The organism is Streptomyces sp. ITFR-6 (assembly GCF_031844725.1).
Classification (GTDB): domain Bacteria; phylum Actinomycetota; class Actinomycetes; order Streptomycetales; family Streptomycetaceae; genus Streptomyces.
Genome location: NZ_CP134612.1, coordinates 1,550,851 through 1,567,735, shown reverse-complemented (window position 1 = coordinate 1,567,735; position 16,885 = coordinate 1,550,851). Strand labels below are relative to the sequence as shown.

Genomic DNA, 16,885 nt, shown 5'->3' with positions numbered 1-16,885 from the left:
CATCGTCGAGATCGGGCCGGCCGTTCGAGCCCCTCGGCGAACGTTGTCATGCCGTCCGGTCCGGCCCGGGTCCGGCGCTCCGGGGCAGCAGCAGACGGAACGTGGAGCCGTGACCCGCCCGGGTGTCGAGTTCGAGCCGGCCGCGGTGTGCCTCGGCGATGGTGGAGGCAATGGACAGGCCGAGGCCGGAACCGGGCTCGGGGCCGCCCGCCCCCGCCGGCCCCCGGTAGAAGCGCTCGAACACTTGCTGGGCCGCCTCCGGCGCCAGCCCCGGCCCGTCGTCCGCCACCTCGACCACGCACACCGCGATGCCCAGGGGCAGGGCGGCCGTTGCACTGCTGCGACCCCTCCGGTCGGTCCCGCCGGTGTCCGGGCCGGTGCGCACGGTGCCGACCCGGACCTCGACGCTCGCGCCGGGTGGAGTGTGGAGACAGGCGTTGGCCAGGAGATTGGCGATCACCTGGGAGAGCTGGTGGGTGTCGCCCAGCGTCTCGACCACGTCGAGCGCGGACCGGCGCCCCTCCGGGCCGCTCGCCGCCAGCGGCATCAGCCGCACCTCCCGGCCGGGATGCGCGACGACAGCCGCGCCGACCCCGTCCGCCGCCAGGGAGAGCAGGTCCACCGTCTCCCGGTGCGCCACGGGCGCGTACCCCAGCTTGGCCAGCAGAAAGAGATCGTCGACGAGACGGCTCATCCGCTCCGCGTTCCGGGCGATCAGCTCATGGGCCTCCTGCCGGCGCGCGGCCGGGATACGGGGCTGCTCGACGAGCAGCTCCGCGAAGCCCTGGATGGAGGTGAGCGGGGTGCGCAGCTCATGGCCCGCGTCGGCCATGAACCGCCGCAGCCGCTGCTCGGAGGCGTCCTTGCGGTGCAGGGCGGCCCGCACCTGGTCGAGCATGGTGTTGAAGGCTATGCCCAGCCGCCCGGTCTCGGTCCGAGGATCGGTGTCGGTGACGACCAGCGCCGACTCGCCCCCGGTGATGCGCCGGGCCGTGCGTTCCATCCGGTCCAGGGGGCGCAGTCCCAGGCGGACCGCAGCGCTGCCGAGCAGCCCGACACCTGCCGCGGTGGCCGCCCCGATGGCGAGGCTGAACCACAGCAGCTTGGACGTGGCGCCCTCGACGGTGTCCAGGGGGAGCGCGACGACGACGCGCCGACCGTCGGGGCCGGTGTCCGCGATCACCCGCCAGTCCGACGTCCCGCGCCGGTCGGGGACGGTGGCCGGCCGTCCGTCCGTCAGCGCGAGGGTCGCCTCGGTGCGCGGCAGCCGGGGGCGGCCTTCGCCGCTGCCCAGCGAATCGGGCCGGAGCCGCCCGTCGGAGCCGTAGAAAAAGACCCGGTAGTCGGAGGGCAGGGAGGCCTCACGGGGGACGGGATCCGGGCCGCCCGAGGATTCGTCACCGGCCGGGGCGTAGGGGGCCGGGGGCGGTGGGCGGAAGTGGGTGAGACGGTGGTCGATCTGGCCGGTGAGCCAGCTGCGCATGACTGTCAGCCCGGCCGCCTGCGACACCAGTACGGCCAGCGTGGCGAGCACGGTGGAGATCAGTACGAGCCGGGTGCGAACGGAGCGGGGACGCAGCCGGAGGTTCACCGAGCGTCCTCGCGGGGCAGCCGCAGGCAGTAGCCGACACCGCGCACGGTGTGGATCAGGGGCACGTCCGCGCGGTCGATCTTTCGGCGCAGGCTCTTGATGTATGTGTCGACGATGCGAGTGTCCCCGGCGAAGCCGTACTGCCATACCTCCAGCAGGATCTCCTGTTTCTCCAGCACCTTCTCCGGGTGGGACGCCAGGCAGACCAGGAGCCGGAACTCGGTGGGGGAGAGTGGTACGGATTCACCGGCCCGGTGCACGGTGTGCCGTTCGCGGTCGACGCTCAGGTCCGCGTACCGCAGCGGGGGCTGTTCGGCCGGCGGCCGGGGCGAGCCGGCGGTGCGGCGCAGGATGGCCCGTATCCGCAGCAGGATCTCCTGGATGTGGAAGGGCTTGGTGACGTAGTCGTCGCCGCCGGAGCTGAGCCCGATGATGCGGTCCTCGATGTCGGTACGCGCGGTCAGGAAGAGCACCGGTGTGTAGTCGCCCCGGGCCCGCAGCTCACGTGTCACGGCGAACCCGTCGGTGTCCGGAAGCATCACGTCCAGCACGATCAGGTCCGGGTGACAGCGGCCCGCTTCCTCCACCGCGTCCCGCCCGCCGGCCGCCGGCACGACGCTGTACCCGGCCGCGGTCAGCGCCGTGGTGAGCAGAGTGCGGATGCTCGGGTCGTCCTCGACGACGAGAACACAGGGGCGGGCTGATTGGGCGCCCATCGGAAGGATCACCTCGTGGCGTCGGAGGGGAAAGGCGCTCAGCGGGCGGTACGGCGCTGTGCGGTCGGATGCGGCGCGATGCTAACGGACGCAGATGTGCGCCTTCACAGGAACGGTTCAGGGGCCGTGACCGGCCCGGGTGCACGTCGGCGCGCCCCGGGGCGCGAAAGGCGGACGGGGCCTTCCAACCGGGGCGCGCCGAAGTTTCAGCCGGCCACCTCCTTGTCCTTCGCCAGAGCGGCGGTCCGCTGTGTCACCGTGGTCCGCAGGGTGCCGACCGCGCCCTTGGCCTCTTTCGCGGAGAGGCCGGCCCGGGTCGCCTGTTCCGTGAGGTCCGCGAGCACCTTCGTGGCCTTGCCGGAGGCGTAGAACTTCTCGTACAGGTCCTTGTACGCCTTCTTGTAGACATCGTCGAAGGCGTCGAGGCCGAGGAACCGGGTCTTGAGCGCATGGCCGGACCGCATGCCGCCGCCACCCGCGCCGCCGCTCCCACCCGCACCACCGTCCGGCGCACCGGGCAGATCACCGGGGCCGGGCATCTCCACGCCCTCGGGAAGTTCCGGCATGCCCTCGGGCATCCCGCCGCCGGCGTCGTCGCCCTGACCGCCGGCGCCGCCGCGTCCGCCGCCCATGCTCATCTGGTCGTCCGGCCCGGCGGTCACGTCCCCGCTGAAGGTGAGGTTGTAGTCCCAGCCCAGCACCGAGAACTTCTTGGTGTTCAGGTCGTACCCGAGCAAATAGTTCTTCCCAGGGCCCGCCATGTCGTCGAAGTTCATCAGCAGGTTCTGCGCCGCGATGTAGTGGGCGAGCGAGTCGACATCGACGTGCTTGTCCAGGTTCTCGGCGAACTCCGTGTCCGAGGACTCTTCCACCCACTTGGTCAGCTTCATCACGGGTTCGAGATCCTGGCTGCCGACCTTGTTCAGCTGCCGGAAGGACGTCTCGTACTTCGAGGGGTCGTCGCCCTGGTAGTCGAACGTGCCGCCCGCCCTGGCCTTGTAGACCACGGATTCGCCCTCGACGGCCTCGGCGTACTCCGTGTCGGGGTTCTCGACCATGAGCCGTACGGCCGTCGGACGGTTGTTGACCTTCAGGGACGAGAGGCTGTAGCGCTCGGCCGGCTCGCCCGTCCCGTCGATCAGCGCGAGGGACAGTGCCTCGTTGACCGGCACCTGGGCGTTGCTGCCCGGGCGGAGCGAGATCTCGCGCTCGCCCTGGTAGGCGCGTCCCTCCACGTACTCGTCGATCTTGATGAGCCAGGGGAGTTCCTCGGGCTTGTCGGCGGACAGGTTGTACTGCGTCATCCCACCGCCCCGTGCGCCGCCCCGTGCGCCGGCCGCGCCGTCGGCAGGCGTGTCACCACCGTCCGCCCGGCCGCCGGCCGCGGGGAGGTCCGGCATCTGCCCGCCTCCCGGGCCGCCGCCCCGCCCGCCTCCCGGGCCACCGCCCCGGTTGCCCCGCAGGGACATCAGGGTCGAGTTGCCTTTGAGGCGGATGCCGACGTCCTGGAGGAAGACCCCGTCGATGGTGAGGTCCGCCGGGATCGAGTCCTTGGTTCCGTCCTTCTTGAACTCCTTCATCATCTTGTCGAAGTCGGTTTGCTGGTACTCCAGTTGCACGGAGTGCCGCACGGATGTGTCATACAGCCCCACAGTGCCCCTGACGTCGTCCGTGATGGCGTTGGCCTCCACCCGCGAGGCGGAGGTGACGTACGGGGAGATGCGGGCGTCGCCGAAGGCGTAGAGCATCACCGCGAGTCCGGCGCACAGGGCCCCGGCCGGCTTCCAATGGTGGCGCAGCCGTACGGGGACGCGGTCGTGCAGCCGCCGCGCCCGGGGCGTGCCGTCGACGGGGCTCACAGGTCGGTGGTGTCGTAACCGGTCAGGACCGTGACCCGCTGCCCGGAGGTTCGCTCCTGCAAGGCGCTGACCAGATCTCCCGGCTCGGTGCCCTTCTTCATGCGGACCGTGTAGAACACCTCGTTCAAGGCTCCGCCGCGGATCGTCTCGGTGCTCACGAGTTCGAACTCGGTCGTGTACTTGATCAGGACGTCACGTATGCCGGGGGTGTAGTCCTCGCCCGCCGGGACCTGGACCTTGACGACCTGGCGCTGGACGTTCAGGGCGAACCAGTCGAACTTGTGCATGATCACGATGATCACGCAGATGACGACCGCGCCGACCGCCGCGAGCGTGTAGAAGCGCGCGCCGCAGGCCATGCCGATCGCCATGGCCAGGAAGATGAAGCCCACGTCCCGCGTCTCCTTGACCGCGTTCCGGAACCGGACCACGGACAACGCGCCGACCAGCGAGAACGCCCGCGCCAGGTTGGACCCGACGACCAGCATGATCAGCGCGACGATCATGCCGATGATCACGAGGGTCTGGACGTAGGACTGGCTGTAGGACACGTTCCGGTGGGTGTATCGGTAGACGTAGCCGATCACCGTGCTCAGAACGAAGGACAGCACCATCGCCGCCACGACGTCGGTGACGCTGAACGTTCCGCTGAGTTCCTGCAGATCGAAATTCACTGTGCTCCTGCTTTCACCGGCGACTCCTGAGCCGGCAGCCGCGTGTCGAGGGGGGTGGCGGGCGGCGGGAAGGCCGTCTCGTCGAGATGGAAGATGGAACGGGGCGCCAGCCCGAACGCCTCGATGGACTGGACGTACTTGGAGACCCGGATGAGGCTGAGGTTGCGCCGGGCCGCCAGGTCGGTGATCCAGTGAGGTGTGCGCTCGTTGACCTTGATCTCCATCACCGACAGGTGCGGCGGGACAGTGAACCGGTTTTCCGGATTCGTCTGCCCGAAGTGGAAGTCGCGGTCGCGGCCCCGGATGCGCCGGTCGAAGGTGACCCGCAGGCCGGTGTCCGAGGCGCGCCCCACCAGAGCTTCGCGCTGGTAGCCGGTGATCGCCGTCGGGCGCAGGTTCAGCCGCACGATGAGGTCGAGCACCTCATGGATGAAAGCCCGCTCCTTCGCCGTGTGCTCCACCATCTCCCGCCCGTCGCAGAGCTGACGGGCCGTGCCGTAGGGGAGTGTGATGCGGCGCTTCTGGGTGACCCGGTTGACGCGTTGCTTGATCTCGACGCATACGGGGGAGTCGTCCGTGACTCCGTCCGGTTCGCCGTAGTGCCTGATGCGCAGCTTGCGGCGGAACTTCAGACCCTCGATCTTCTCCCAGTAGAACCGCAGTTGAGGCGAGTCGTAGTACAGGCTCCACACGCCGTATCCGCCGACCGGACTGTTCAGGTCGCGGTCCATTCGTTCCGCGAGTTCGTCGCGCAACTCGGCGGCCTGATCCACCGGGACCAGGTATTTGAGCTCATATCTGTTGAACGCGTGCAGTCTGCTCGCCACGTGCAGCGGAGCCGTGTCGGGTTGCGACACCGCGTGCCTCCTTCGTCGTCCGTGCCGGACCGGCCGGCCCGCGATACGCAACCAACGACGGATGAGGAAGTGATGAAAAACCCGGGTGTATTGCGGGAGGATTCAAGATGGCTGGAAGGTGAACGCAGCCGGAGTGCGAACGGCAGTGCCCCCGGAGGCGGCCGTGGCCGGCCTCCGGGGGCACAGGGGACTGCTCAGGCGAGCGACGCGCTCAGTGTGATCGTCGTGCCCGTCAGCGCCTGGCTCACCGGGCAGTTCGCCTTCGCGTCCTCTGCCGCCTTGACGAAGCCCGCCTCGTCGAGACCGGGCACCTCGCCCTCGACGGTGAGGTGGATGCCCGTGATGCCGGTGCCCGGCTGGAAGGTGACCTCGGCCTGGGTGTTCAGCCGGGTGGGCGGGGTACCGGCCGTGGCCAGACCGTTGGACAGCGCCATCGAGAAGCAGCTGGAGTGCGCCGCCGCGATGAGCTCCTCCGGGCTGGTCTTGCCGTTCGCCTTCTCCGCGCGGGACGGCCAGGAGACCGGGTACTCCCCGATCCCCGAGGAATCGAGGGTGACGACGCCCTTGCCCTCGATCAGGTTGCCTTCCCAGACCGTGTGCGCCTGACGCGTGGTAGCCATGCTGGATCCCTTCAAACGGAATGCGCGGTTGTACGGGGATGGCGGGGCACTCCGTCGTGCCCGGCCGGTGTTACGCCCCCGAACCTACTGCGCCACCAGTCCCTTTGCGTCGCGCGCCAGTGCCGTCAGCCTGGAGATTGCCCGGAAGTACTTCTTCCGGTACCCGCCGTTCAGCATCTCCTCACTGAACAACTGGTCGAACGGCAGCCCGGCGGCGAGGACCGGAACCTCCCGGTCGTACAGCCGGTCCGCGAGCACCACGAGCCGCAGCGCGGTCGACTGGTCGGGCACCGGCCGCACCTCGGTGAGGCACACCGCCCGCAGACCGTCCGTCAGCGCGCCGTAGCGGCTCGGATGGACGCGGGCCAGGTGGTCGAGCAGCGCGGGGAAGTCGTCCAGGCTGGCGCCCTCCGTCGCGTACGCGGCCCGGGTGACCTGCTCCTGCGAGAACGGCGGCGGGGCGTCGGGCAGACCGCGGTGCCGGTAGTCCTCGCCGTCGATGCGCAGCGGGCGGAAGTGCGAGGAGAGCCCCTGGATCTCGCGCAGGAAGTCGGCGGCGGCGAACCTGCCCTCACCGAGCTTGCCCGGCAGCGTGTTGGAAGTCGCGGCCAGCGCCACCCCCGCCTCGACCAGCCGGCTCAGCAGCGAGGAGACCAGCACCGTGTCGCCCGGGTCGTCGAGCTCGAACTCGTCGATGCACAGCAGCCGGTGCCCGCTCAGCGTCTGCACGGTCTGCTGGAAACCGAGCGCGCCGACCAGGTTGGTCAGCTCGACGAAGGTGCCGAAGGCCTTGAGGGAGGGCGCCGCGGGCGTGGCGTGCCAGAGCGAGGCGAGCAGATGGGTCTTGCCGACGCCGTAGCCGCCGTCCAGATAGACCCCGCGCGGCGTGCCGGGCGCCGCCGAGGCCTTCCGGCCGAACCACTTGCGCTTGCCCTCACCCGAGGCGTGCGCCCCGCCGAGCCCGGCGGCGAAGTCGCTCAGGACCTCGACCGCCTCGACCTGGCTCGGCTGGTTCGGGTCGGGGACGTACGTATCGAAGCGCACCGAATCGAAGCGCGGCGGCGGCACCATCTCCGCGACCAGCCGGTCGGCGGGCACACGCGGTTCGAGGGCGCACAGGGACAGCGGGGCCGTTTCGGCTATGGGGCTGGGCCCCGGCACGGCGTGGGAGGACGACACAACTGTCTACCTTACGGGCGTGCCAGACTGCCTGACATGCGACGCCTGTTCCCTGTGACGGACCTGACAGCGGCTGAGGACCGGGGCGAGTGGAGCCTGGACGCCCTCGCCGACGCCTACGCCTACCCGGATACGGACGGCCCCTGGCTGCGCGCCAACATGGTGTCGACGCTCGACGGGGCCGCCCAGCACGACGGCCGCTCCCAGCCCATCTCCTGCGCGAGCGACATGCGGATCTTCGGCACCCTGCGGGGGCTCGCGGACGTGGTGATCGCGGGCGCGGAGACGGTACGGCTGGAGGGGTACCGGCCCGCCCGCGCCCGGGAGGTCTTCGCGGCCCGGCGGGAGGCGGCCGGTCAGGGGCCCGCACCGGCCGTCGCCGTGGTGAGCGGCAGCCTGGACCTGGACTTCTCCCTCCCGCTCTTCGTCTCGCCGCTGGTCCCGACGCTCGTGCTGACCGGTGCGGGCGCGCCGCCGGACCGGATCGCGGCGGCCCGGACGGCGGGCGCGGAGGTGGTCATCGCGGGGAAGGGGTCCCGGGTGGACCCCGCCAGGGCCGTACGGGAGCTGGCGGGCCTGGGCCACCGGCGGCTGCTGACGGAGGGCGGGCCCAGGCTGCTCGGTCAGTTCGTGGCGGCGGGCGTGCTGGACGAGATGTGCCTGACGCTGGCGCCGATGCTGACCGCCGGGGATGCCCAGCGGATCGCGGACGGCCCGTCGGTGGCTGTGCCGGAACGATTCGCCCTGGCATCGGTGCTGGAAGAGGCCGGGTTCCTCTTCTCTCGGTACCGTCGGATCTGACAATCAGCGGAATACACCGTTCCGGTTAGCGTTCGGTGGGCAGAATGGAACGCGGACCCCGTGCGAGCGCGGGGAAGGATGGTTTCAGCAGTGGCCGGCGACGGTCACTGAAGCAGAAGGGCGCCTGTGGTGTTCACCAGCGTTTTGATGATCGAGAAGCCCCTCACTTCCGAGGACGTCGAGTTCGTCACCACCCTGCACGGGGAGGAGCAGATCTCCTTCGTCGTGCTGATGCAGCCACGAGGCGACCAGGCGGATGTGCTGTTGCGGGCCATCGACGACCTGGCGATGGGCGAACTGAAGGAAGCGGCCCGTGAGGGCGAGGAACCAGAGGGCAGGAACGCCAGGGCGTCTGCCGAACTGGCGCTCGAAGTGTCCCTGGAGGCCCTGCGCCAGTCGGGCTCGGAAGCCGTCGGACAAGTGATCGAGACCCACCCCCTGGACAAGCTCACCTCCGTGGTCGAGGAGTCGGAGGCCGACGAGGTCATCGTGCTGACCGCGCCGCACTACGTCGAGGAGTTCTTCCACCGCGACTGGGCGTCCCGCGCCCGGCACAAGGTCGGCGTACCGGTGCTCAAGCTCTTCGCGCACAGCGAATAGGCTGGGAGGCCCCACCCGTACCGACCCTGGGAGACACACGCATGGCACCCGGTATTCCTGCCGCCATGGAACGGCCGCACTTCATCGGCATCGGCGGCGCCGGAATGTCGGGCATCGCGAAGATCCTCACCAGTCGCGGCGCGAAGGTCGCGGGCAGCGACTCCAAGGAGTCGCCCACCGCCGGGGCGCTGCGTGCGCTGGGGGCGACCGTCCACATCGGGCACGCCGCCGGGCACCTGGCGGACGACGCCACCTGCGTGGTCGTCTCCAGTGCCATCCGCGCGGACAACCCGGAGCTGGTGCGCGCCGGGGAGCTCTCGATCCCCGTCGTGCACCGCTCCGACGCGCTCGCCTCGCTGATGGAGGGCGCGCGGCCCATCGCCGTCGCGGGCACCCACGGCAAGACGACCACCACCTCGATGCTGGCCGTCGCCCTGACCGAGCTGAGCCTCGATCCCTCGTACGCGATCGGTGGCGACCTCGCCGGACCCGGCACCAACGCCACCCACGGCGAGGGCGAGATCTTCGTCGCCGAGGCCGACGAGAGCGACCGCAGCTTTCAGAAGTACGACCCCGAGGTCGCGATCGTCCTCAACGTCGAGCTGGACCACCACGCGAACTACGCGTCGATGGACGAGATCTACGACTCCTTCGAGACCTTCGTCGGCAAGATCGTCCCCGACGGCACGCTGGTGATCTCCGCCGACCAGGCCGGTGCCGTCGAGCTGACCCGCCGGGTGCGCGACCAGTCGGCGCTCAAGGTCGTCACCTACGGCGAGGCCGCTACCGCCGATGTACGCGTCCAGAAGATCAACCAGCGCGGCCTGACCAGCGAGGTCACCGTCGTCCTGAACGGGAAGTACCTCACCTTCACCGTCTCCGTACCCGGCCGCCACTACGCGCTCAACGCCGTGGCCGCCCTCGCCGCCGGCGTCGCCCTCGGCATCCCGGCGCACAACCTGGCCTCGGCCCTCGGCAAGTACACCGGCGTCAAGCGCCGACTCCAGCTCAAGGGCGAGGCGGCCGGCGTCCAGGTCATCGACAGCTACGCGCACCACCCCACCGAGATGACCGCCGACCTCGAAGCGATGCGCGGCGCCGCCTCCGACGCCCGCCTCCTGGTCGTCTTCCAGCCCCACCTCTTCTCCCGCACCCAGGAGCTCGGCACCGAGATGGGGCAGGCCCTCGCGCTGGCCGACGCCTCCGTGGTGCTGGACATCTACCCGGCCCGCGAGGACCCGATCCCCGGCATCACCAGCACCCTGATCATCGACGCCGCGCGGGCTGCCGGGGCCGACGTCACCGCCGTCCACGACAAGGCGAAGGTCCCCGAAGCCGTCGCGGGAATGGCGAAGCCCGGCGATCTCGTTCTCACCATGGGAGCGGGCGACGTCACGGACCTTGGCCCGCAGATCCTGGACCACCTGTCGAGCTGAGGGAGCCACCGTGCCGTACGACATCGACAAGCCCGACGAGGAGTGGCGGGCGCAGCTGTCCCCCGCCGAGTACGCGGTGCTGCGCCAGGCCGGCACCGAACCCGCCTTCGTCGGCGAGTACACCGACACCAAGACGACGGGCGTCTACTCCTGCCGCGCCTGTGACGCGGAGCTGTTCCGCTCCGACACGAAATTCGAGTCGCACTGCGGCTGGCCGTCCTTCTACGACCCGAAGGACAGCGACGCGGTCGAACTGATCCAGGACCGCACCCACGGCATGGTCCGCACCGAGGTCCGCTGCGCCCGCTGCGGCTCGCACCTGGGCCACGTCTTCGAGGGCGAGGGCTACCCGACCCCCACGGACCAGCGGTACTGCATCAACTCGATCTCGCTGCGGCTCACGCCGGACGGAAACTGAGCCGAGGCGCGGGTCAGTGCGCCCGAACCATCGCTGATGCCCCGGCGCGGGGCATCAGCAGGGTGGCCACGAGCGAGAAGACCGCCCAGGCCCCCGCACCGGCCGCGAGCGCGAGACGTACGGAGACATCGTTCCCGGTGGCCAGCAGGCCGGCCAGCACGACGCCGTTGAGCAGACCGCCGGCCGTGCCGGCCGCCGTGTGCCACGGTGCCCTGCGGGCCACCGTACCGACCGCCCTGCGCAGTCCCAGGCCGATGAAGAACAGCGCGGGGACGCCGAGCACGCCCGACAGCAGCGCTGTCCACCAGGGCGACGGCGGCCAGATGAGCAGGAACACGACGGCGAGCACGGTGCAGAGCATCGCCATGAGCAGCAGACCGGTGTCCGCGTCCGTCTTGTCGTCCGGTGCGACGGTCGGCGCCCCCATGTAGGCCGCCGCCATGGCGACCAGGAAGACCGGCAGGCACGGGGACACGGTCCAGACCGGGGACCAGCCGGTCAGCAGGGCGAACTGGGACCAGAGGGCGCCGGTGGCGAGCAGTCCGCTCCAGGCCGGTACCCGTCCGGCCCCGGGGATCGTCTGTGCCACGGCGGGCGCGGGGGCGGCGTCCGGCTCGGTCACCGGGGCGGGCTGCGGAGCGACCTGCTGCGGCTCCGGCTCCGGTGCCGCAGCAGGTGCCGGTGCCGGTCCGCGCGGGGGCCCGGCCACCGGTGCGCGAGGCGCGTCGACCGTCGGGGCAGCGGCGAGCTCCCGGACCCCGGGGATCCCGGGAGGCCCGTCCCCGGAGCCGGCCGGCACACCGCGCAGGCGCTCCGACACCTCTTCGGCCGTTGGCGGGCCGATGGTCCGGGTCCTTGCGCAGCAGGGAGATGACCAGGTGGTCGAGAGCGGCCGGAACGTCGGGGCGCAGGCTCCTCAGCGGGTCCGGCGTCCCGTTGAGGTGCTGGGCCAGTACCGACCATCCGGCCCCCTCGAAGGGCGGTCTGCCCGCGAGGAGTTCGTACAGCAGGCAGCCCAGCGAGTAGAGGTCGCTGCGCCCGTCGAGAGTCCGGTCGCCGGTTCGTTGTCCCAATGGACAACGCCCGCACGGTGGGCGGCCGCGAGGCCGGCGCAGATCTGGAGCCCCCAGGCCACCACCGACTCGACGCTCCGCCGTTCCGTGGCGGTGAAGGAGGCCATGGAGCGGCCGGGGGGACCAGCTCCATGACCAGGAAGAGAACCTGGTGTCCCGCGACGGCCGCCTCGCCGTGGTCGTGAGTGGTCACGATGCGCGGGTGGGTCAGACGCGGGGTGGCCCGTGCCTCCTGGCGGAACCGGGCGGCCGACTGGCTGGTCGCGAGGGGGCTCTGGGTGATGACCTAGACGGCCACGTCACGGTCGAGCCGTGTGTCGACCGCCCTCCACACCTGGCCCATACCTCCGGCCCCGAGCATCTCCACCAGCCGGTAGCGGCTTTCGAGCACCTCTCCGCGCACCGAGCGCCCCCTTCGATCGTCGTGTCCGGGGCGTCGCGACCCGGCGGTGTGCCCCACGGCTCCCGGGGCAGAAGCCTACGCAGCGACCGGCCCGGAAACCCGCCGGGTCGGAGATCCCCCTCGCGTGAAGCTCAGGCTTCGTCGGTCTCCGGTTTCAGCAGCGGGTGCACCACGCCGGGGAAGACCCGGGCCCGCACGACCTCCTCGGCCGAACCGCCCTGGATCACCGTCTCCGCCACACCCCAGGGCCGGCCCGGCAGCTCCACGAGCAGCGTGTACGAGGCCGGGCAGCCGGTGCACTCGTAGCGGTCGACCCAGGTCTCCACCTCGGTGGCGCTTCCCGGGTACCGCGCCACGTGCCGGTGCCGGGCGTGGCACCGCTCGCACGTCTCGCCGGGCTCGCAGGTGCCGCCGCACGGGCACGGCACGTCGAGGGACTCGGCCGGGCGCCACCGCTGGGTGAGGACGGCCTCGCGCGTGGCGCCCATGTCCTTCATCGCCTTGAGGTTGCGGGCGGCCACGTTGTACGACTCACCGGTCGCGGCCATCCGGTCCCGGATCACGTCCTTGCGCCCGCGGTTCGTCGTCATCTGTTCCTCCTGGGGGTGTCACGCAGCCCGCCAGGTGGCCCACGAGATCGGTAGGCCTCAGGTTACCGGGCGCGGTGAGGCGCCCGCGACACTCCGGGGCCCGCCCGCGCCCGGCGGACGTCAGCCCCGGCGGACCCGGCCCGCGAGCCGCCTGCCCAGCCGGCCCAGGGTGCCCTGGCTGCGGCGGTTCCAGTCCCGGAAGGCCTCGGCCCGGCCGCTGCTGCCGGAGCGTCCGACGGCCTCCTCCACGGCCGCGACCCCGTCGGCGGACAGTGCGCGCACAGCGGGGCGCAGCACCTCCTCCAGCAGGGCGGCGGTGATCCGGCTCCATTCGGTCCCGGCGTGCGGGTGGGCCGTCCAGACGGCGAAGCAGCCGGCCGCGTAGCCGGGGTCCGCCGCCAGCCGGGCCCGGACGTCGGGGCCGTGCGCGGCCCGGTCGTACGCGGCGATGAGATCCGCGTCGGCGCTGTGCGCGAAGGCGTAAAGCTCGGCCTCCGGCCCGTCCGGGGCGAGCAGCCGCCCGGCCAGGGCGCCGAAGGCGTGGCCGAGCACCCCCGGCTCCACCGGCTCCGCGCCCGGCCGCAGCGCGCGGACCCGCTGGGCCCACTCCGGCTCCGCCGACCCGGAGCGCAGCTCGCGGGCGAAGTCCAGCAACAGCAGGGCCCCGCGCTCCCGGCCCGTGATCTCCTGCGGGAAGCCGCGCAGCAGGTCGTGAGCGAGCTGGGGCGCCTCCTCCTCTTCCGCGGGGGCGTTCAGCGCGGCGGCGACCAGGTGCGACCAGGTGCCTGCCGTCCGGTGGGCGTCGGACGTCGCGGCCTCCAGCAGCAGGCGGGCCTCGGCCACCGTCGGAGCGCCCTCCTCCCACACCAGACCCACCGCCGTCCGCAGTACCAGCGGCTCCGCGAACGGTGACATTCCGGCGGCCCGCAGCACCCGCTGCACCGCGCCCACCCGGTCGTCGCCGCAGGCAGCCTTGGCTTCGGGCGCCTCCGCGCACATCCGCAGGTGCGGCAGCAGCTGCGTACCGGTGAACGGCAGCGCCACCCGGCCCAGCAGCCGCTCCGCCCCGGCCGGGTCCTCCGGAGCGATCCGGTCCAGTGCGCCGAGCAACGCCGTACGTACGTCGAACTGCTCGTCCATCAGCTCCAGCAGCGCGGGCGCCCAGCCGGGGGAGTCCGGCGCGGCCGCGTCGCGGGTGTCCGCGAGGAGGGCGGACGCCAGCCGCCGCACGACGCCGGGCAGCAGCTCCGCGCAGTCCACCCCGAGCAGCCGGGCCACCCGGAGCAGCTGCACGGTGCGGGCCACGTCCTGCCCGGCCCCCGGTCCGCTCAGCTCGGTGACGATCTCCGGGCCGAGCACCGCGGCGACGGCCGCGCCCTGCGGACCGCTGAAGGCCGTCCGGCCGGGCAGCTCCACCGAACCGTTCCCGCCCCGTACCGCCTCCGTCACCAGCATCGCGGCCAGCGGGGCGGTGGTCGTCGCGGGGGAGCGGCCGTCCAGCGCGGCGAACAGCCGCCCCGCGGCGTCGAACTCGGCCCCGGTGCGGTCGTCGACCCCTGCCGAGGTCAGTGCGTCGACGAGCTGCCGGGTGCGCTTCGCGTCCAGCGCGTAGGGGCGCTCGGCCGCCCAGCCGGCGGCCGCGGCGCGGCCGCACGGGCCCAGTGCGATGCCCGCGCACAGGGCCGTCACCGCGACCGGGCCGGCCGCGAACGGCTCGCCGGGCAGCTCGGCCGCCTCCCGGAACAGCTCCGGGGTGCGGCTCCGCCAGATCCGGGCCGCGGTCTCGGCCCAGGCGTCGTCCACCGTCCCCTCCGGGCGCGGACCGGTGCAGGTGTGCACCCGGAACCCGGGCCCCGACAGCTCGTGCGCGTCCTGCGGCAGTACGCCGACGACGCGCTGCGGGGCACGCTCCGGGTGCCGGGTGTACGTGGTGAAGGTCAGCCGCTCGGCGCTCGAAGGCGGCAGGACGGCGGCGGCCAGCGCGATCCACCGGGCCACGTCAGCGCTCTGCCGCTCGACGAGCACGACCTTCACGGACTCGGCGGGCTCGCTCAGCCGGCGCAGATCGGCCAGCACGCCCGCGAGCCAGGGGCCGCGAGAGACGGCGAAGTCGTTGAGCCCCTCACGGTCACCGGTGCGGCCCGTCGCGACGGACAGAGCGGTGACCGGGTCGACGGCGGGCACCCGGTCCGGGGTCGCGGCGGCCCAACGGGCGGAGCGGCAGGCGGTGATCGGGAGCATCCCGCCCGGCAGCCGCGTGCCGGCGGGGAGGTGGACCGCGTGGGCGTGGAAGCGCAGCGAGGACAGCTGCGCGGTGCGGACGGGCACGGTCCGGGCCAGCAGATGGCTGCCGTCGGACAGCACGCTGAAACTGAGCGACTCGGGCAGCGCGCGCAGCGCGTTCTCGGTGACCTGGCGGGCGGTGCCGGCCGGTGGCTCGTACGCCAGGAGCGGGCCGGCCTCGGTGAGCGCTGCCGAGGGTATCGCCGCGTCCACCGCCGTGAAACGGGCGGGTATCTCCGCGTCCTCGCCGCTCTCGGGTCCGTCCCCGGCCGTTGCGGAGGTGTAGTGCAACTGCGCGAGGCTCATGCGTCGGCTCTCTTCGTCCCTGCCATGAAGGTCCCCTGCCACCCGCACCCGCCGTCCGTGGTGGCAGCGCCGACCCGGCAGAGCGACGACCCCGGCGGGGAGAGTTCCGCAGTCGCTGGGGCGACGCTATCAAGTACCCGCGTGCGCTTGCGGCGAGAAGCCGGGGCGGGGGGCGGGCGTCCCGGTCGGCGACAGCTTTCACCGGCGCCGACCGGGACGAGCGCCTGCCGTACCTGAGGGCCGGTCACCCGGCCCGGGGGTGGACCCTCAGCCCTGAACGGCGTAGCCGACGAACCGGGTCCAGGCGGCGGGGGCGAGGGCGAGCTGCGGGCCCTCGTGCACCTTGGAGTCGCGGATGTGGACGGTGGTGGGGCAGGTGGCGACCTCGACGCAGGAGTCGCCCTGTGATCCGCTGTAGCTGGACTTGTGCCAGGACAGGGCGACTTCGACGCAGTCGTCGCCGGAGCCGCCGCTGTAGCTGCTCTTGAACCAGGCCAGTTCGGTGGTGCTGCTCATAATGCTCCTCGCATCTGCCGCAGCAGGCTCAAGGAGTCCTCCGGGGTAAGAGCCTGCGAGCGCATCTTGGCATACCGCTGGTGCAGAAGGCTGACCACCTTCGGATCGGAGATGAGCTGGCCGGTGTCCTGGCCCTCCGAGTATGCAAACCATCGATTCTCAGGCGTTTCCAGGAGTTGGAGCGGTCCGTCCAACCCTGCGTGTATCGGCTGCCTGAGCGGCATAATCTGCAGCTCGACGTTCCAGTGGCGCTCGGCTGTTTCGATCACGTGGTCGAGTAACTCGCGTGTGACATCCACGCCGCCAGTCTGACGTTCCAGTACTGCTTGTTCGATGATGAAGCTGAATGTTCTGGGTGGCCTGCGCTTCGTTGAGAGCAATTCCTGACGCGCCAGGCGCGCGCTGATCCTCTCGTTTATCTCGTCTTCATTTGGCGGGGGTGGAACACTCAAGTAGATAGCACGCGCATACGCCTCGGTCTGCAACAGCCCGGGGACCACGCGGCACTCGTACGTGTAGAGGGCGATCGCCTCCTGCTCCAGCTGCGCCCACTGGCGGAACCAGTTCGCCAGCCCCGGCCGCCGCGACAGATGCTTCGCCGCCGCCTTCAGCACCCCTAGGCCGTCGAGCACGGACTCGGACCGCTCCACGAAGAGCGGCGGCGGAAACCTGCGGCCCTGCTCGATCGAGGCGACCATCGGCACCGAGTACCGCACCATCGGGGCGAACTGCTCCTGGGTGAGCCCGGTCCGTTTGCGCAGGACCTTGAGTACCTCTCCGAACGACTTGAGGCTCTCCGAGTACTCGGGTTCGTCGGTCATGCGCGGCCGCCTTTCGCGTGCTGTCCCCGATCCGCAACCCGTCCATGGTCACGCGTCGTGATCCACACTGTCCACGCTCCGTACCCGTACGCTGACCGAGCGTACGGGTTCTGTGGCTGGTCGCCTGGGCTCCCGCCGAGCA

General features: G+C 71.5%; 16 protein-coding genes. 4 read left to right on the top strand and 12 right to left on the bottom strand.

The genetic code is table 11. The annotated features are described in order from the left end of the window. Positions 1-46 precede the first annotated feature (46 nt). The 7 genes from RLT59_RS06805 to zapE all read right to left on the bottom strand — a co-directional run bounded on the left by RLT59_RS06805 (position 47) and on the right by zapE (position 7,496). Complete coding sequence (locus RLT59_RS06805) at positions 47-1,591, bottom strand: sensor histidine kinase (protein ID WP_311302563.1); 1,545 nt, start codon at positions 1,589-1,591, stop codon at positions 47-49. Beyond that, on the bottom strand, positions 1,588-2,307 hold the full coding sequence (locus RLT59_RS06800; protein ID WP_311302562.1) for a response regulator transcription factor: 720 nt from the start codon (positions 2,305-2,307) through the stop codon (positions 1,588-1,590). Before RLT59_RS06800 ends, RLT59_RS06805 begins: the two co-directional genes overlap by 4 nt. 206 nt (positions 2,308-2,513) lie before the next feature. After that, entirely contained in the window at positions 2,514-4,166 is a 1,653-nt protein-coding gene (locus RLT59_RS06795; protein WP_311302561.1) for a CotH kinase family protein, read from the bottom strand. Beyond that, positions 4,163-4,840 carry a DUF4956 domain-containing protein gene (locus tag RLT59_RS06790; protein WP_311302560.1) on the bottom strand — a complete coding sequence of 226 codons (678 nt, stop codon included), beginning with the start codon at positions 4,838-4,840 and terminating at the stop codon, positions 4,163-4,165. Before RLT59_RS06790 ends, RLT59_RS06795 begins: the two co-directional genes overlap by 4 nt. Further along, complete coding sequence (locus RLT59_RS06785; RefSeq protein WP_311302559.1) at positions 4,837-5,697, bottom strand: polyphosphate polymerase domain-containing protein; 861 nt, start codon at positions 5,695-5,697, stop codon at positions 4,837-4,839. The genes RLT59_RS06790 and RLT59_RS06785 overlap by 4 nt, the downstream gene beginning before the upstream one ends. A 194-nt stretch (positions 5,698-5,891) precedes the next feature. Further along, positions 5,892-6,317, bottom strand: a complete 426-nt coding sequence (locus RLT59_RS06780) for an OsmC family protein (RefSeq protein WP_073734893.1) — start codon at positions 6,315-6,317, stop codon at positions 5,892-5,894. Positions 6,318-6,401: 84 nt separating this feature from the next. Further along, entirely contained in the window at positions 6,402-7,496 is a 1,095-nt protein-coding gene (gene zapE / locus RLT59_RS06775; RefSeq protein ID WP_311302558.1) for a cell division protein ZapE, read from the bottom strand. 36 nt (positions 7,497-7,532) lie between these two features. Between zapE and RLT59_RS06770 the strand changes: the two genes are divergently transcribed. The 4 genes from RLT59_RS06770 to msrB all read left to right on the top strand — a co-directional run bounded on the left by RLT59_RS06770 (position 7,533) and on the right by msrB (position 10,751). Beyond that, a complete protein-coding gene (locus RLT59_RS06770; RefSeq protein WP_311302557.1) occupies positions 7,533-8,297 on the top strand; it encodes a pyrimidine reductase family protein in 765 nt (254 codons plus the stop codon). A gap of 147 nt (positions 8,298-8,444) precedes the next feature. Beyond that, positions 8,445-8,897 carry an indole-3-glycerol phosphate synthase gene (locus tag RLT59_RS06765; RefSeq protein WP_311302556.1) on the top strand — a complete coding sequence of 151 codons (453 nt, stop codon included), beginning with the start codon at positions 8,445-8,447 and terminating at the stop codon, positions 8,895-8,897. Positions 8,898-8,938: 41 nt separating this feature from the next. Then, entirely contained in the window at positions 8,939-10,333 is a 1,395-nt protein-coding gene (gene murC, locus RLT59_RS06760) for a UDP-N-acetylmuramate--L-alanine ligase (RefSeq protein WP_311302555.1), read from the top strand. 10 nt (positions 10,334-10,343) lie between these two features. Further along, positions 10,344-10,751, top strand: coding sequence for a peptide-methionine (R)-S-oxide reductase MsrB (msrB, locus tag RLT59_RS06755; protein WP_311302554.1), 408 nt, complete (start codon positions 10,344-10,346; stop codon positions 10,749-10,751). Between the two features lie 13 nt (positions 10,752-10,764). On the opposite strand, the gene RLT59_RS06750 is transcribed toward msrB, so the two are convergent. From RLT59_RS06750 to RLT59_RS06730, 5 genes are all read right to left on the bottom strand, one after another. After that, a complete protein-coding gene (locus tag RLT59_RS06750) occupies positions 10,765-11,571 on the bottom strand; it encodes a hypothetical protein (protein WP_311302553.1) in 807 nt (268 codons plus the stop codon). A 787-nt stretch (positions 11,572-12,358) separates the two neighbouring features. Continuing rightward, positions 12,359-12,817: a hypothetical protein gene (locus tag RLT59_RS06745; RefSeq protein WP_311302552.1), complete on the bottom strand. Its 459-nt coding sequence runs from the start codon at positions 12,815-12,817 to the stop codon at positions 12,359-12,361. A gap of 120 nt (positions 12,818-12,937) precedes the next feature. After that, complete coding sequence (locus RLT59_RS06740) at positions 12,938-15,406, bottom strand: GTPase-associated protein 1-related protein (protein ID WP_311302551.1); 2,469 nt, start codon at positions 15,404-15,406, stop codon at positions 12,938-12,940. Between the two features lie 267 nt (positions 15,407-15,673). Further along, complete coding sequence (locus RLT59_RS06735; RefSeq protein ID WP_311302550.1) at positions 15,674-15,922, bottom strand: DUF397 domain-containing protein; 249 nt, start codon at positions 15,920-15,922, stop codon at positions 15,674-15,676. After that, complete coding sequence (locus tag RLT59_RS06730; RefSeq protein WP_311302549.1) at positions 15,919-16,743, bottom strand: helix-turn-helix domain-containing protein; 825 nt, start codon at positions 16,741-16,743, stop codon at positions 15,919-15,921. The genes RLT59_RS06735 and RLT59_RS06730 overlap by 4 nt, the downstream gene beginning before the upstream one ends. Positions 16,744-16,885: the final 142 nt, after the last annotated feature.

Coding starts and splice junctions, on each gene's coding strand:
- RLT59_RS06800 (WP_311302562.1), bottom strand. CDS start 2,307: ATGGGCGCCCAATCAGCCCGCCCCTGTGTTCTCGTCGTCGAGGACGAC.
- RLT59_RS06780 (WP_073734893.1), bottom strand. CDS start 6,317: ATGGCTACCACGCGTCAGGCGCACACGGTCTGGGAAGGCAACCTGATC.
- RLT59_RS06770 (WP_311302557.1), top strand. CDS start 7,533: ATGCGACGCCTGTTCCCTGTGACGGACCTGACAGCGGCTGAGGACCGG.
- RLT59_RS06765 (WP_311302556.1), top strand. CDS start 8,445: ATGATCGAGAAGCCCCTCACTTCCGAGGACGTCGAGTTCGTCACCACC.
- murC (WP_311302555.1), top strand. CDS start 8,939: ATGGCACCCGGTATTCCTGCCGCCATGGAACGGCCGCACTTCATCGGC.
- RLT59_RS06745 (WP_311302552.1), bottom strand. CDS start 12,817: ATGACGACGAACCGCGGGCGCAAGGACGTGATCCGGGACCGGATGGCC.
- RLT59_RS06740 (WP_311302551.1), bottom strand. CDS start 15,406: ATGAGCCTCGCGCAGTTGCACTACACCTCCGCAACGGCCGGGGACGGA.
- RLT59_RS06735 (WP_311302550.1), bottom strand. CDS start 15,922: ATGAGCAGCACCACCGAACTGGCCTGGTTCAAGAGCAGCTACAGCGGC.
- RLT59_RS06730 (WP_311302549.1), bottom strand. CDS start 16,743: ATGACCGACGAACCCGAGTACTCGGAGAGCCTCAAGTCGTTCGGAGAG.